The 14,190-nt window shown below is 74.0% G+C and carries 14 protein-coding genes; 1 reads left to right on the forward strand and 13 read right to left on the reverse strand.

All coding sequences use genetic code 11. From position 1 onward, the window contains the following. Nucleotides 1–4: 4 nt before the first annotated feature. The 13 genes from hypF to ACIPUC_RS03305 form a co-directional block, all read right to left on the reverse strand. Complete coding sequence (gene hypF / locus ACIPUC_RS03245; protein ID WP_446586461.1) at nucleotides 5–2,374, reverse strand: carbamoyltransferase HypF; 2,370 nt, start codon at nucleotides 2,372–2,374, stop codon at nucleotides 5–7. Next, nucleotides 2,374–3,183: a hydrogenase nickel incorporation protein HypB gene (gene hypB / locus ACIPUC_RS03250; RefSeq protein ID WP_446586462.1), complete on the reverse strand. Its 810-nt coding sequence runs from the start codon at nucleotides 3,181–3,183 to the stop codon at nucleotides 2,374–2,376. Before hypB ends, hypF begins: the two co-directional genes overlap by 1 nt. Nucleotides 3,184–3,186: 3 nt before the next feature. Next, the gene (locus ACIPUC_RS03255; RefSeq protein ID WP_446586463.1) at nucleotides 3,187–3,591 is read right to left on the reverse strand and encodes a hydrogenase maturation nickel metallochaperone HypA/HybF; all 405 of its coding nucleotides are present in this window, start codon (nucleotides 3,589–3,591) and stop codon (nucleotides 3,187–3,189) included. 112 nt (nucleotides 3,592–3,703) lie between these two features. Continuing rightward, complete coding sequence (locus ACIPUC_RS03260; RefSeq protein WP_446586464.1) at nucleotides 3,704–3,808, reverse strand: DUF6893 family small protein; 105 nt, start codon at nucleotides 3,806–3,808, stop codon at nucleotides 3,704–3,706. Next, a complete protein-coding gene (locus tag ACIPUC_RS03265; protein WP_446586465.1) occupies nucleotides 3,805–4,317 on the reverse strand; it encodes a hydrogenase maturation protease in 513 nt (170 codons plus the stop codon). Before ACIPUC_RS03265 ends, ACIPUC_RS03260 begins: the two co-directional genes overlap by 4 nt. Continuing rightward, on the reverse strand, nucleotides 4,314–5,741 hold the full coding sequence (locus ACIPUC_RS03270; protein WP_446586466.1) for a hypothetical protein: 1,428 nt from the start codon (nucleotides 5,739–5,741) through the stop codon (nucleotides 4,314–4,316). The genes ACIPUC_RS03265 and ACIPUC_RS03270 overlap by 4 nt, the downstream gene beginning before the upstream one ends. Further along, nucleotides 5,738–6,445 carry a DUF6084 family protein gene (locus tag ACIPUC_RS03275; RefSeq protein WP_446586467.1) on the reverse strand — a complete coding sequence of 236 codons (708 nt, stop codon included), beginning with the start codon at nucleotides 6,443–6,445 and terminating at the stop codon, nucleotides 5,738–5,740. Before ACIPUC_RS03275 ends, ACIPUC_RS03270 begins: the two co-directional genes overlap by 4 nt. Continuing rightward, on the reverse strand, nucleotides 6,442–7,101 hold the full coding sequence (locus tag ACIPUC_RS03280; RefSeq protein WP_446586468.1) for a DUF5947 family protein: 660 nt from the start codon (nucleotides 7,099–7,101) through the stop codon (nucleotides 6,442–6,444). The genes ACIPUC_RS03275 and ACIPUC_RS03280 overlap by 4 nt, the downstream gene beginning before the upstream one ends. Next, on the reverse strand, nucleotides 7,098–7,622 hold the full coding sequence (locus tag ACIPUC_RS03285; protein ID WP_446586469.1) for a hypothetical protein: 525 nt from the start codon (nucleotides 7,620–7,622) through the stop codon (nucleotides 7,098–7,100). The genes ACIPUC_RS03280 and ACIPUC_RS03285 overlap by 4 nt, the downstream gene beginning before the upstream one ends. Continuing rightward, nucleotides 7,619–9,403, reverse strand: coding sequence for a nickel-dependent hydrogenase large subunit (locus tag ACIPUC_RS03290; protein ID WP_446586470.1), 1,785 nt, complete (start codon nucleotides 9,401–9,403; stop codon nucleotides 7,619–7,621). Before ACIPUC_RS03290 ends, ACIPUC_RS03285 begins: the two co-directional genes overlap by 4 nt. 72 nt (nucleotides 9,404–9,475) lie before the next feature. After that, nucleotides 9,476–10,531 carry an NADH-quinone oxidoreductase subunit B family protein gene (locus ACIPUC_RS03295; RefSeq protein ID WP_446586471.1) on the reverse strand — a complete coding sequence of 352 codons (1,056 nt, stop codon included), beginning with the start codon at nucleotides 10,529–10,531 and terminating at the stop codon, nucleotides 9,476–9,478. Between the two features lie 72 nt (nucleotides 10,532–10,603). After that, nucleotides 10,604–12,373 carry an enoyl-CoA hydratase-related protein gene (locus ACIPUC_RS03300; RefSeq protein WP_446586472.1) on the reverse strand — a complete coding sequence of 590 codons (1,770 nt, stop codon included), beginning with the start codon at nucleotides 12,371–12,373 and terminating at the stop codon, nucleotides 10,604–10,606. 198 nt (nucleotides 12,374–12,571) lie between these two features. Next, a complete protein-coding gene (locus tag ACIPUC_RS03305) occupies nucleotides 12,572–13,477 on the reverse strand; it encodes a LysR family transcriptional regulator (RefSeq protein ID WP_446586473.1) in 906 nt (301 codons plus the stop codon). A 182-nt stretch (nucleotides 13,478–13,659) separates the two neighbouring features. Here ACIPUC_RS03305 and ACIPUC_RS03310 point away from each other — a divergent pair, with 182 nt between their 5' ends. Next, entirely contained in the window at nucleotides 13,660–14,190 is a 531-nt protein-coding gene (locus ACIPUC_RS03310; RefSeq protein ID WP_446586474.1) for a DUF6817 domain-containing protein, read from the forward strand.

Raw genomic sequence — 14,190 nt, forward strand, 5'->3', positions numbered from 1 at the left:
TTCGCTAGGAGTGGTGGTCCGCGGAGTGGACCGCTGCCGCCACCACGAGCTGGCCCAGCGACAGGCCGCCGTCGTTCGGCGGGATCCGGACGTGGCGCAGGACGGTGAAGCCCCTCCCGCGCAGGACGCGGGCGCAGGCCGAGGAGAGCAGGGTGTTGGCGAAGACCCCGCCGGTCAGGGCGACGGTGTCCAGGCCGTGCCCTTCGCGGGCCCGTTCGCAGAGCGCGCCGACCAGTTCGGCGACCGCGGTGTGGAAGCGGGCGGCGATCCGGGACGGATCCGTGCCCGCGCGCACGTCGGCCGCCACGGCGGCCAGCAGGGGCGCCGGATCGGCGGTCACCGGCCCCTCGGCGCCGTCGGGGGGCGGGCGCAGGGCGAAGGCGTACCCCGGTCCGGATCCGGAGGTCGTGAGGTCGGCGAGGTCGGCGAGCGCCGCGGACTCCAGCTCGATCGCGGCCTGCGCCTCGTACCCGGAGCGGTGGCAGACCCCCGCCAGGGAGGACACCGCGTCGAAGAGGCGTCCCATGCTGGAGGTGGGGGCGCAGTTCAGGTTCCGCTCCAACTGGCTGCGCAGCACCCGCAGTTCGGCGGAAGGGCAGGCGGTGACACAGGGCAGGTCCGGGGTCCATTCGATGCCCGCGGCCCACAGGTGGGACAGGGCCATGCGGTACGGGCGCTGCACGGCCGCGTCGCCGCCCGGCAGCGGGACGTAGGCGAGGTGGGCGAAGCGCGTGTACCCGGCGTAGTCGGCCAGCAGGAACTCGCCGCCCCATACCGCGCCGTCGTCGCCGTAGCCGGTGCCGTCGAAGGCGACGCCGATCACCTTCCGGCCGCCGTCCAGGCCGTGTTCGGCCATCGCGGAGGCGATGTGGGCGTGGTGGTGCTGTACGCGGACCAGCGGCCGGCCGGCGGCGGTGCGCCGGGCCCGCTGCCCGGAGCGGTAGCCGGGGTGCAGGTCGGCCGCGAGCAGGGCGGGGGTGACGCCGGTGACGGCCTCCAGCTGCCGCTGGGCGCGCTCGCAGGCGTACTGGGTGGCGAGGTCGTCCATGTCGCCGATGTGTGCGGACAGCCAGGCCCGGCGTCCTTCGCCGAGGCAGAAGGTGTTCTTCAGGTCTCCCCCGGCGGCGAGGACCGCGGGGACCGGCAGCGGGAGCGCGACGGGCAGCGGGGCGTAGCCGCGGGAGCGTCGTACGGTCAGCCGCTCGCCGTCGCAGACGCGCACCACGGAGTCGTCGCAGGGCACGTGGATCGGGCGGTCGTGGGTGAGCCAGGCGTCGGCCAGCCGGGCGAGTCGGTCCAGGGCCTCGTCGTCGTCGGTGACGATGGGCTCTCCGGAGCGGTTTCCGCTGGTCATGACGAGCAGTCGGGCGCCGGGCGGGTCGCCGGGCAGTCCGAGCAGCAGGTGGTGCACGGGCGTGTACGGGAGCATCGCGCCCAGGTCGGGGCAGCGCGGGGCGACCCCGTCGGCCACCGCGCCGGCCGCGACGGCGGCCCCGAAGGCCCGGCGGCGCCGCAGCAGCACGATCGGCCGCGCCGCCCCGGTGAGCAGGGCCCGCTCCTTGGGGCCGATGTGGACGAGGTGTTCGAGGTCGGCGAGGTCGCGTGCCATCAGGGCGAACGGCTTGTCCCCGCGGGCCTTGCGGCGGCGCAGTTCGGCCACCGCCGCGGGGTCGGCCGCGTCGCAGGCGAGGTGGTAGCCGCCGATCCCCTTGACGGCGAGGATCGCTCCTGCGGCCAGGAGCCCGCGGGCCTCCGCGACCGGGTCAGCGCCGGTCACCTCGCGGGGAGGGTGCCCGACGAGCAGCCGCAGCCGCGGTCCGCAGGCCGGGCAGGCGACGGGCTGTGCGTGGAAGCGGCGGTCGGCGGGGTCGGCGTACTCACGGGCGCAGTCGGGGCACATCGGGAAACCGGCCATCGTGGTGTGGGCGCGGTCGTAGGGCAGCCCGGTGACGATGGTGAAGCGCGGTCCGCAGTGCGTGCAGGTGATGAAGGGGTGGCGGTGGCGGCGGTCGGCGGGGTCCGCCAGCTCGGCGAGACAGTCCGCGCAGGTGGCCGTGTCCGGCGGGACCAGGGTGCGGGCGGGGCCGCCGGTCCCGGAGGCGACGATGGCGAATCCGGTGCCCCCCGCGACGGGCACCCGGCGGTGGTCGACCGCGTCCACCCTCGCCAGCGGGGGCGCGTCCGCGGCGAGCCGCTCGCAGAACTCGGTGACGGCGGCCGGTGCGCCCTCCACCTCCGCGACGACGCCCTCGGGGGTGTTGGTGACGTGCCCGGCCAGGCCCAGGCCGGTGGCGCGGGTGTACACGTACGGCCGGAAGCCGACGCCCTGCACCACGCCCCGGACGGTGATCCGGCGCCGCTCGACGGCCTCCATCAGCGGGTCTGCACCACGGCGGGCGACGTCCCGTGGTCGTGCCCAGGCCTGTGTTCGGGCCCATGCCCGTGCCCGTGCCCGTGCCCGTGCCCATGCCCGTGGTCGGCCCCGTGCGCGTGGGGTCCGCGCGCCATGACCGGCGTGTGCGCTCCGGCGCCCGCGCCGACCGCCAGCGCCCGGTCCAGCAGCACGCCCACGCCCTCGCCCGTGCGGGCGGACGTCAGCGCCACCTCCACACCGGGGTTGACCCGCTGGACGTTGGCGCGGAAGGCGGCCTCGTCGAACGCGACGGCCTGCGCGATGTCCGTCTTGGTCACCACCACCAGCTGCGCCGACCCGAAGGCGGTCGGGTACTTCAGCGGCTTGTCCTCGCCCTCGGTGACCGAGGCGAGGACCACGCGCAGGGTCTCCCCGAGGTCGTAGGAGGCCGGGCAGACCAGGTTGCCCACGTTCTCCACGAACAGGAGCCGGGTGTCTTCGGGCAGCCATCCCTCCAGGTGCCGGCCCAGCATGCCGGCCTCCAGGTGGCAGAGCCCGTCGGTGAGCACCTGCTTGACCGGTGCTCCGGAACGGGCCAGGCGCCGTGCGTCGTTCTCGGTGGCGAGGTCGGCGGTCAGCGCGGCCACCGGCACCCCTCGCTCCCGGGCGAGGAGCAGTTCGCGCTCGAGCAGTTCCGTCTTCCCGCTGCCCGGGCTGGAGAGCAGGTTGACGACCACGGTTCCCCGTGCGGTGAGTTCGGCGCGCAGGGTGTGCGCCGCCTCGTCGTTCTTGGCGAGTACCGCCTGCCGTAGATCGACCACTCGGCACATGGTTCAGGCCTCCTCGGAGATCGGTTCGCGGGTGCGGGCGGCGGCGCGGGCGGCGGGACCGTCCTCCCAGTCCACGGTGAGGATCCGGAGCTCGCGGCCCGCGAGCAGCTCGACGTCGGTGGCCCGTGCGCAGCCGGGGCAGCACAGTTCGGGGGGCATGCCGGTCGGCCATTCGCGCGTGCAGGAGCCGCACCGGGCGCGGGCGGCCACCGTCTCGGTGACGAGACGGGCGCCTTCCAGTACGGTTCCGGCGCAGGCCAGTTCGAAGCAGAAGACCAGGGCGTCGGGGACCACGCCCGCCAGTTCTCCGACCTGGAGCCGCACGGCCGTCACGGCGCTCGCACCACCGGCCTCGGCCGCTTCCTCCACCTGGCCGACGACAGCCATGGCGATCGACATCTCGTGCATCGGACTCCGTCCTGCCGGGGCTCATTACACCGGCAGGACGGAGGCGTGGCGGGCGGGCACGCCGACGCGCGACACGCCCCGTACGCCATTCGGCGCCGGGGCGGTCGCGGTCTCACATCCTGACCATCCGCAGGTATCGCCTGATGTCGGGGAAGACCTCGATCAGTACGACGAGCAGTGCGGCGGTGGCGGCCCCGCAGAGGACGGCCTTCTTCATGGGGTTCTCCTCAGGGCGCGGGAAGGCGTGGCGGTTTCGCCGTGGAGCAGGTCCAGCACCATGCGGGCGGCCCGCGGCACGGCCGCGGCCACCGGTGGGCTCAGGCCGATGCCCTCCTCGACCGAGGCCGGTTCGCAGCCGACGACCAGCGTCCGGCGCGGCGGAGCGGTTCCGGTGCCGGCGCACAGGGTGTCCAGCAGCGCGAGGACAGCGTCGGGGGACATGTGGTGGCCGTCGAGGACGGCGCCGCCGGGCCCGTCGCTCCCCTCGGGTTCGATGAGGTAGAGCGTGCCCGGCTCGCCGCCGCGTGCGGTGGCGTCGACCAGCAGGAGCGTGTCGTAGCCGTCGAGGAGCTGGTAGGCGAGGTGCACTCCGCGTACGCCGAAGTCCACCGCCTCCGCTCCGTCGGGCAGCCGGTGCGCGGACAGGGCCCGCACGGTCTCGACGCCGAAGCCGTCGTCTCCGAGGAAGACGTTGCCGATGCCGGCGACGAGCGTTCTGCCGCTCACGCGTCCTCCAGGGGGGTGACCTCGTCGGGCTGGAAGTAGAGGAAGCGGCCCTGTTCCCGCCGGATGTCCGCGCCCGGGTCGTCCTCGACGGTCACGGCGAGGTGGACTCCCCCGTCGACGTCGTGCAGGACCGCCTCGACCCGGGCGGCCATGCCCTGGAGGAACAGGTCCTGGGCGTCGGTGCGGCGCAGGCCCGGGCGGAGCAGGACGCGGCTGCCCGCGCCCACCGGCGCTCCGTCGACGAGGATCCGGTCGCGTGCCGGGTCGGCGGTGTCCTCCCGGGCCGGGTCCCACCAAGGCGTGTCGGGCCGGAACACCCCGTGCTCGTCCGGGGGTTCGGTGATGGTGCCGGGGAGGTCCGGCTGCGCTCCGGCCGGGTCGGTGATCTCTCGCAGGGCGCGCACCGCCCCGTGCAGCCGTTCCAGTACCTCGGGCGGCATGGTGTCGGCCAGGTCGATCACGGCGGCGGCGCGGGCGTCCGTACCGCGCGCCTCGCGCTTCTCCCGGTCGGTGAGGGCCGCCGTGCGCAGGGCGAGGATCTCGTCGATCTCGGTGGCGTCGTACATCGCGCCGGCGCTTTCGGGGGCGATGGCCGGGTGGTCCTCCAGGATGATCGGGGAGGACAGCACCACGTCCGCGCGGCCGGGCCCGCCGGCCAGGACGGGCCAGGTGTGGCGGTTGACGCAGGAGGCGACCGCTTCTCTGGCCCACTCGGGCGGGTCGGTCATGGAGAGGAAGGAGCCGGCGCCCAGGCCGAGCAGGAGGTGCGCGGCGACCAGCGAGCGGGGCAGGGCCGCGTCGCGGTCGGCCCCGTCCGGCGGGGTCCACGGGCTGGTGTTCTCCACGACCGCGGTGAGCTTGAACACCCGGTAGGCGCCCGGGAGTTCGATGGCGCGCAGGCGTACGACGCCCTCGATTTCCACGGTACGCCGCACCAGGCGGCCGACGCGGCGGCCGTCGGCGTCGAGGACGGGCTCGGCGGTCTCGCGGGCGGGGCGGCGGAACGGGAGCGTGACGCCCTCCCCGGCCAGTTCGGCAACGCCGGCGGACAGCTCGACCCGCTCCTCGGCCCCCTCGTCCCAGGGGACGAGGACCCGGTCCGCCAGGTGCAGTTCGGCCACGTCCGCGAACCTGCCGTCGGGCAGGGCCTGTTGGACGGTGCGGCGCTGTGCGTGCAGGAAGCGCAGCTCGACGGCGAGGTGCGCGGCGCCCTTGGGCTCCATGAGGATCTCGGTCTGCTGGTGCGCGTGCTCCCCGTGCGCCGGCCCCCACGCGGGCGGGACCAGTACGCCGAACTGCCAGCGCAGCCGGTTCTTGGCCGCCGAGGCCCGGTACGGGTAGAGCACGTAGCCCTCGAAGAGGACGGCGTCGGCCACCTGCCGCGCGGTGGCGAAGCGGGAGTCCGGTGCGGCCGTGGTGGTCATGGCGCCGTCCTCTCGGTGGCACGGGGCGGGAGGGAGCCGAACCGGACGGGGGGCGGGTCCGGTGGCGGCGGGTCCGCCGCGGCGGCCGTGTCGAGGAGGGCGCGTACGGTGGACTCCCAGGAGGCGAGGGCCTGCCGCGAGCGGAAGGCGAGCAGCTCCGCCATGGTGTCGCGGGGCAGCCGCAGCCAGCCGGAGCCCGGGAAGTGCTGCTCGATCATCTCCCGCCACACGGGTACGGGCAGGCGGTACGAGGCTTCGCGGTCCCAGGGCACGGGCTCGACGCGGAAGCCGCCCGCGCCGGTGAAGGCGGTGCCGGAGAACAGCATCAGCAGCGGCGCCTCGCCGTCCTCCAGGGCGTGGAAGTAGCGGCTCGCCGCGATGTCCATGTCGTAGGTGCAGGGGACGGCCAGGTCGGTCTCGGTCTCCCCGGTGAAGCCGGGCACCATGAGCGCGACCTGGGCGAACTGCACGGGCTGGAGGGTGCTGCCCCAGCGGCTGCGCTCGCCGAACAGGTCGGCCAGGCCCTCGGCCTCGGCGGGGCCGTAGCCGCGCCGGGCCGGTTCGATGCGGATCTGGCAGCGCAGGGCGAGGGCGTGCACCCGGGCGTTGTCGGCGGCGGTGATCCGCAGCCGGAACACGAGGGTGGGGCCGGCGGCGTGGGCGTCGGCGCGCACCCCGGTGCAGCTGAAGCGGAGGTCGGTCATCGCGGCCGCGCCCCGGCTGCGCCGGCCGGGACCTTGGCCCGGCGCTCCACCTGGTCGAAGAAGGCGTCGAGGGCGGCGCGGGCCTCGCCGCCGCCGTCGAAGCCCTGCCACAGCAGCCTCATCCGGCCCACCAGTTCGTAGCAGATGTCGATGGGCACGAGGTAGCAGGCGGTGCGGCCCTCCGAGCGGCGCAGCAGGAGGGCCTCCACATCGGGCTCGAGCAGCGCGGCCAGTCGGCCGCCGCCGAGCACGGTCTGCCAGGTCTGCGGGTCCAGTTCGCTCTCGGTGGCTCCGGCCGGGCTCGGGTAGAGCGCGACCAGGCGGTCGAGGGCGGCGTTGCGGAAGAAGAAGGCGACGCCGACCGGGATCTGGAGCAGTTCCCAGGCTCCCTCGTCGAGCGGGTGGCCGGGGTCGGTGAGGTAGCGGTCGGGGACCGCGCGGTACCGCCCGGTGGTGCTGCCCGGCCGGTCGAACAGCAGGGCGCAGGCGGTGCAGGCGCAGACCAGCGCCCGCTTCTCGGTCTCCACCAGGTGGCGGTGGCCGTCCTCGGGCACCGCCGCCGCGCACAGTTCGCAGGTTTCGGGCCGCGGCGGACGAGGGCCGGCGAACCGCCGCAGGCCGCGCGGTGCGCCCGTACGCTCCGGGTGCCGGTTCACGGCACCCGCGCCGGGTTGTGCGGGCGGGCGGAGATCTGGAGCAGGGCGGGCTGCGGGGCCGCCTGCTCCACGTCCACCCGGGTGACCTCGGGGGCCAAGGAGGCGAGCGCGTCCTCGACGGCCTGCCGGGCGCCCGTCCCGCCGGCGCTGCCGCACCCGCAGCCGGTCCCCTCGGACGCGGGGCGCAGCCGCAGCACCCCGGTGCCCTCGTCGAAGCCCAGCACCTCCACCGGGTCGCCGGCGGCGGCCAGGGCGCGGGAGATGCGGGTGTGCACGTCCTCGGGGTGGAGGTCGTGCAGGGCCAGCAGGCTCGCGACGAGTTCGTCGTCGAGCAGCGGGCGCAGCGGCGCGTCGCCGAGCCGCCCGACGAGGCGGCCGAGGCCCGCCCCGTAGAAGTCCATGAGGGCGCGCACCAGTTCCTCGGCGGCCGCGCAGGCATCCCGGTCGCCGGTGGCGGCGAGCCGGTCGAGCGCCTCCTCGACGCGGCGGCCCGCCTCCCGGGCGTCGACGGCCGGGCTCATCCGCCCAGTCCGCTCAGGCCGGTGGGCACGTGCATGGTCTTGACGGTCTTGCCGCCGCCCACGTACATGTGGACCCCGCACGGCAGGCAGGGGTCGAAGCTGCGGACGGCGCGCATGATGTCGATCCCCTTGAAGTTCTCCGGGGTGTTCTCCTCGAAGATCGGCGTGTTCTGGACGGCGTCCTCGTACGGTCCTGGGGTGCCGAAGGTGTCGCGGGTGCTGGCGTTCCACGGGGTGGGCGGGTACGGGTGGTAGTTGGCGATCTTGCCGTCGCGGATCACCATGTGGTGCGAGAGCACGCCCCGTACGGCCTCGGTGAAGCCGACGCCGATGGACTCGTCCGGCACCTCGAACTTCTCCCAGGTCTGGGTGCGTCCGGCGCGGACCTCGGCCAGCCCCTTCTCGGCGCAGTGCAGGGCGATGGCGGCGGCGTACGCCTGGAAGTAGGTGCGGGCCCGGTTGCGCTCCAGGGCGTTGCTCCACTGCGGGATCTTCCACTCGAAGCGCGTCTCGGGCTTGGTCATCGTCTTCGGCAGGTTGATCACCACGCTGTGCCCGGTGGCCTTGACGTAGCCGACGTCGACGAGCCCGGACAGGGCCGTGGACCACAGGCGCGCGATGGGGCCGCCCCCGGTGTCGAGCGCGAGGTGGTCCTTGCCGTCGAACCAGCGGGGCGACATCACCCAGCTGTACTTGTCGTCGAAGTTCCGCTTCTGCGGGGCGGGGATGGTGTGCTGGTTCCAGGGGTGGCGGGGGTCGACCGGGTTGCCGAGCGGGTCGTGGGTGACGAACTGCTCCTGGCCCGCCCAGTCGTCGTAGTACGAGCTGCCGAGCAGGATGCGGATGCCGAGGTTGATCTCGGTGAGGTCGTTGGTGACGAGTCTGCCGTCGACGATCACGCCCGGGGTGACGAACATCTTCCGTCCCCAGTCGGACATGTTGGCGTACGTGAAGTCGCAGTACTCGGGGTCGTTGAGCGCGCCCCAGCAGCCCAGCAGCACGCGGCGCCGGCCGACCTCCTCGTACCCGGGCAGGGCCTCGTAGAAGAAGTCGAAGAGGTCGTCGTGGAGCGGGACGACGCGCTTCATGAACTCCACGTACCGCATGAGGCGGCTCATGTAGTCGGTGAAGAGCTGCACGGAGGCGATGGTGCCGACGCCGCCCGGGTAGAGGGTGGAGGGGTGCACGTGGCGGCCCTCCATCAGGCAGAACATCTCGCGGGTGTAGCGGCTGACCTGGAGGGCCTCGCGGTAGAACTCGCCCTCGATGGGGTTGAGGGAGCGCATGATGTCGGCGATGGTCTTGTAGCCGTGGTCACCGGCGTGCGGGGCCTCGGTGCGCTCGGCGAGCTCGAGGACCCCCGGGTTGGTCTCGCGGACCATCTTCTCGCAGTAGTCGACCCCGACCAGGTTCTCCTGGAAGATGTTGTGGTCGAACATGTACTCCGCCGACTCGCCCAGGTTGATGATCCACTCGGCGAGGTGGGGCGGCTTCACCCCGTAGGCCATGTTCTGCGTGTAGACGGAGCAGGTGGCGTGGTTGTCGCCGCAGATCCCGCAGATGCGGCTGGTGATGAAGTGCGCGTCGCGGGGGTCCTTGCCGCGCATGAAGACGCTGTAGCCGCGAAAGACCGACGAGGTGCTGTAGCACTCCGCGACCCGCTTCTGCTTGAAGTCGATCTTCGTGTGGATGCCGAGGCTGCCGACGATCCGCGTGATCGGATCCCAGGCCATCTCCACCAGCCCGCTGCCGTCACCGGCCGCCTTCGTCTTCGGTGCCATCGTGTCTGCCGTGACCCTTCTCGCTGCGGTGCCGCGCGGAGTGCGTGGACGGGGTGGGGACGTGCGGGGCGGTCACCAGGGCGGGCGGTAGCCCGTGGTCAGCTTCCGGCCGGTGCGGCGCCACTTCGGCTCCTGGTCCACGGTGTGCGCCGTGACCGCGCGGAGCCTGCGGACCACCGCCCCGTACGCGCCACTGGCCTTGCTGGACACCTTGGCGCCGGGGGGTTCGTCCATGAACGGCATGAACTTGTCGGGGAAGCCGGGCATCGTGCAGGCGATGCAGATGCCGCCGACGTTGGGACAGCCGCCGATGCCGTTCATCCAGCCGCGTTTGGGGACGTTGCACTTGACGACGGGACCCCAGCAGCCCAGCTTGACCAGGCACGTGGGCGAGTCGTAGGTCTTCGCGAACTGGCCCTGCTCGTAGTAGCCGGCCCGGTCACAGCCCTCGTGGACGGTGGCGCCGAACAGCCAGGTGGGGCGCAGCTTGTCGTCGAGCGGGATCATCGGGGCCGCGCCGGCCGCCTGGTAGAGCAGGTAGGTCAGGGTCTCCGAGAAGTTGTCCGGCTGGATCGGGCAGCCCGGCACGCACACGATGGGGATGCCGGCCTTCGAGGTCCAGTTCCAGCCCAGGTAGTCGGGCACGCCCATGGCTCCGGTGGGATTGCCCTCCATGGCGTGGATGCCGCCGTACGTGGCGCAGGTGCCGATGGCGACGACGGCGAGGGCCTTGGGCGCCAGCCGGTCGATCCACTCGCTGGTGGTGATGGGCTGGCCGGTCTCGGGATCGTCGCCGAAGCCGCACCAGTAGCCCTCGGGCTTGATCTTCTCGTTGGGGACGGAGCCCTCGACGACGAGTACGAACGGGTCGATTTCGCCCCGCTCCCCCTTGAAGAACCATTCGATGAAGGTGTCCGCGCCGCCGACCGGGCCGCATTCGAAGTCGATCAGCGGCCAGTGCACCGCGATCTCGGGCAGCCCCGGCAGGGCGCCCGTCACGATCTCCTCGATGCTGGGCTGCATGGCGGCGGTCAGGGATACCGAGTCGCCGTCGCAGCTCAGACCCGCGTTGATCCAGAGGATGTGGATCGGGGGGTCTTCGACCGTGGCCGACGTCGCTGGATCCATGGGGATGCCTCCTCGGGGAGGTGCTCGGGCGGAGTCCGGGGCGAGGCGGCGCGGGCGGCCTCACCTTTCTTGCTAGCAGCCGGGCCCCGGGCCTGCCGCGTCCTGCGCGGCCAGTCCAGTGACCGGACGCCGCCGCGAGGGAAGCGGGGCCGTGTGCCGGCCGGCCACGGCGCGCGCGAGGTGGGGCGGCGTGGCCGTCGCGGGTTCCTTGCGTACGAAGGCGCGGCGCAGGGCGTGGTACGGGGCGTCCGGGTCGAAGAAGGTCCGGCGCATCAGGGCCAGTTCCGCCTCTCGATAGGCGGACAGGGGCCGCTCGGCCTCGTCGCGGTCGCGCCGCGCCTTCTTGGCGGCGATCCGGGAGGCGGTGGAGGGCAGGGCGGCCAGCCGCACCGCGAACCGCGCCGTCTCGCCGGCGAAGTCCTCGGGCGCGCAGGGCACCGTACGGTCGGCCAGTCCCAGCCGGTGTGCGGCCTCCGCGCTCAGCGGCAGGGCCTCGGTGGTGAGGCGCTCGGCGACGCCGGTGCCGACGCGGCGCGGCAGGGTGTACGTCCAGAATTCGGAGCCGTGCAGTCCCATCAGGCGGTAGTGCGGGCCCAGGACCACGCCGGAGCGGCACCAGACCTCGTCGGCGGCGAGGGCGAGCATCGCCCCGCCGGCGGCCGCGTTGCCGCCCAGGGCGGCGACGACCAGGCGGTCGGTGGTGGTGAGGACGGCCTCGACCAGGTCGTCCATGGCGTTGATGTTGGCCCAGGACTCCTCCGCCGGGTCGCCGGCCGCCTCGATGACGCCCAGGTGGATGCCGTTGGAGAAGAAGTCGCGGCCGCCGCCGAGGACCAGGACGGTGGTGGGGCGGGCGCAGGCGAACCGGTAGGCCTCCCGCAGGCGCCGGCAGTGGGCGGTGCTCATCGCCCCGCCGGGGAAGGAGAAGGACAGGAAGCCGGTCTGCCCCTCCTCCCGGTAGCCGATGTCGGACCAGGTGCGCCGGCGCGCGTCGGTGTGCAGCGGGGCGGGAAGTTCCCGCAGCGCGGGCAGCCGGCCGGCGAGGGCCACGGTGGCGGGCAGTTTCGGGGCGGCGGGCCCGCCGGGGGCGCGGGGGGCGCGGAGTTCGGGGATCCAGACGGCCCCGTCGGCGGTGGCCCGGCAGATGGCGCCCGCCCGGGTGGCGAGCAGGTGTCCGGGGCGGCCGCGCAGGCTGTCCTCGGCGTGGCCGCCGTGCAGGAACCACTCGGCGCCGAGCAGTTCGTCCCGTACGCCGGGCTGTGAGTCGGCGGCGCGCAGGGTCCGCAGGACCCGCGCGGTGGAGTCCGTCTGCCAGTCGATCCGGCGGTGCTCCTGGCGCATCGCGGGGCGCGGGTGTCCGGTGGCCTGCGGCTGCGGGGTGTAGGTGCCGGAGGCGAAGCGGCCGACGGCGAGGAGGACGGCCTCCAGGGCGGCGTCGGCGATCTCGCCGCGGTAGAGGTCGCTCTTGCCCACCGGTGGTACGGGGCAGGCGACGTGGGCCCAGACGGCTCCGGCGTCCATCTCCGCCTCGGCCTGCAGGACGGTGACGCCCCATCGGGAGGCCTGTTCGTGGAGGGCCCAGTCGAGCGGGGCGGGGCCGCGGTCGCCGACCGGTCCCGGGTGGACGATCAGGCAGGTGTACGCGGCCCACACCTCCTCGGGGAGGGCGGTGCGCAGCATCGGCGCGATGACGAGGTCGGGCCGGTGCCGGTGGACGGCAGCGGCCAGGGGCACGTGGGGAAGGGCGAGTTCGACCGCCACGCTGTGGCCGTGGTCGCGCAGCTCGGCGTGGACCCGCTGGGTGAGGCTGTTGAAGGCGCTCGCGACGAGCAGGACGTGCACGTGATCTCCCAGCGGCGGCCCGGAGCCGGGACGCCGAAGCGCCTCGGCTGATCATGGCCGGAGCCCGACGCGAACGTCATGACCGGCCGCCTGAGATGGTCGGGCACCACGGCGGCGGCGCGCCCGGCACCGAGCGGGGGTGTCACCCGAAAGCGCAGCCCGCGGGGGCCACTCGGCCCTGGCGGTGCGGGGCCCGGGTCAGCGGGCGGCGGCGCGGGAGGTGCAGCTGCGGGCCACCTCGGCGGCGAAGGCCCGGGCCGGCGGGGCGAGGGCGGACCAGCGGCGGACCGCCCAGCCGACGGCGAGGGGCGGCAGGCCGGGGATCGGGACCAGGCGCAGCGGGCCGTCGGTGCCGGGGACCCGCCAGCCGGGCAGCGCGGGTACGACGGCGTGGCCCAGGCCCAGTTCGGCGAGGAGCAGGGCGGTGTCCCAGTCCGCCACGCTGGTGTCGGAGCGGACCCGGATGCCGGCTTCGGCGAAGGCGGCGTCGAGGCGGGCGCGGGAGGCGGAGTTCTCGGGCAGCCGGACGTGGCGGATCCCGGAGAGGTCGGCGAGGTCGATGCGCGGGCGGGCTGCGAGGGGGTCGTCGGCGCCGACCGCGAGCACCCAGGGGAGTTCCATCACGGGGCGCTGCTCGATGCCGCGGACCGGGGCGCCGATGGTGATCCAGGCGAGGTCGAGGTCGTCGGCGGCGAGGGCGTCGAAGCAGCTGCGGCTGGAGTTCTCGGTCTGGAACTCCAGGCTCACCCCGGGGTGCCGGCGGCGGAAGGTGACGACGGCTTCGGACATGAAGTGCCGGACGGTGGTCGCGCCGGTGGTGACGCGCACCGAGCCGCCGCCTCCCCGTACGAGGTCGTCCAGGCGGCGCAGGGCGCCGTCGAGGCCGGCGATGCCGTCGGCGGCGGCCGCCTGCAGGATGCGGCCGGCTTCGGTGGGCACCACCCCGCGGGCGTGGCGCTCCAGCAGGCTCGTGCCGGTCTGCTTCTCGAGGCGGCGGACGTGCTGGCTGACGGCGGACTGGGTGCGGCCGAGGTCGCGGGCCACGGCGCTGAGGCTCCCGGCGCGGCAGACGGCCACGAACACGCGGAGGTCGTCGAGGGTCATGAGGTCCAAGCTATCGCTTGGGTGCGGGGAGCAAATCGGTGGATTGACTTGGGTGTCGGGCCGGATCAGGATCGGTGCAGGGCCCGGGCGGCAACCCGTCCCGCGTCTGCGCCACGGGGTCCGGAACCCGGGCGCGGACGTCGGACGGGTGCCGACCCACCGTTCTCCGAAGGGACGCTCCTGTGCCGGATGAAGTCGTCACATGGCTGCGGGAGCTCGGCGCCGAGCGCGTCCCACATCCCGGCGGAACCTTGCTCGTCCACTTGATGCGGGTACGGCAGCTGCTCGCCTCCTGGGGTGCGCGGCCCGAGCTCCGGCAGGCGGGGCTGTGCCACGCGTTCTACGGGACGGACGGCTTCGCTACCGCCCTGCTCCCGCTCTCGCGGCGGCCCGAGCTGGCCGCGGTGATCGGCGCCGGGGCCGAGGAGATCGTCTACTTCTACGCCTCCTGCGACCGGGCGGCGTCCTATCCGACGCTCGGCGGCTCGGAGGCGGCCTTCCGGGACCGGTTCACCGGCCGGGTCCACTCCCCCGCCCTGGAACTGCGCAGGGACTTCGCCGAACTGTCGGCGGCCAACGAGCTCGATCTCGCGCGCACCGATCCCGGCTTCCGGGCGCGGTGGGGATCGGACCTGCTGTCGCTCTTCGGCGGGTTCCGCGAACTGCTGAGCGAGCCGGCCTGGCGGGAGTGCCAGGCCGTGCTCGGCGGCTGA

Source organism: Streptomyces sp. LARHCF249, assembly GCF_052871255.1.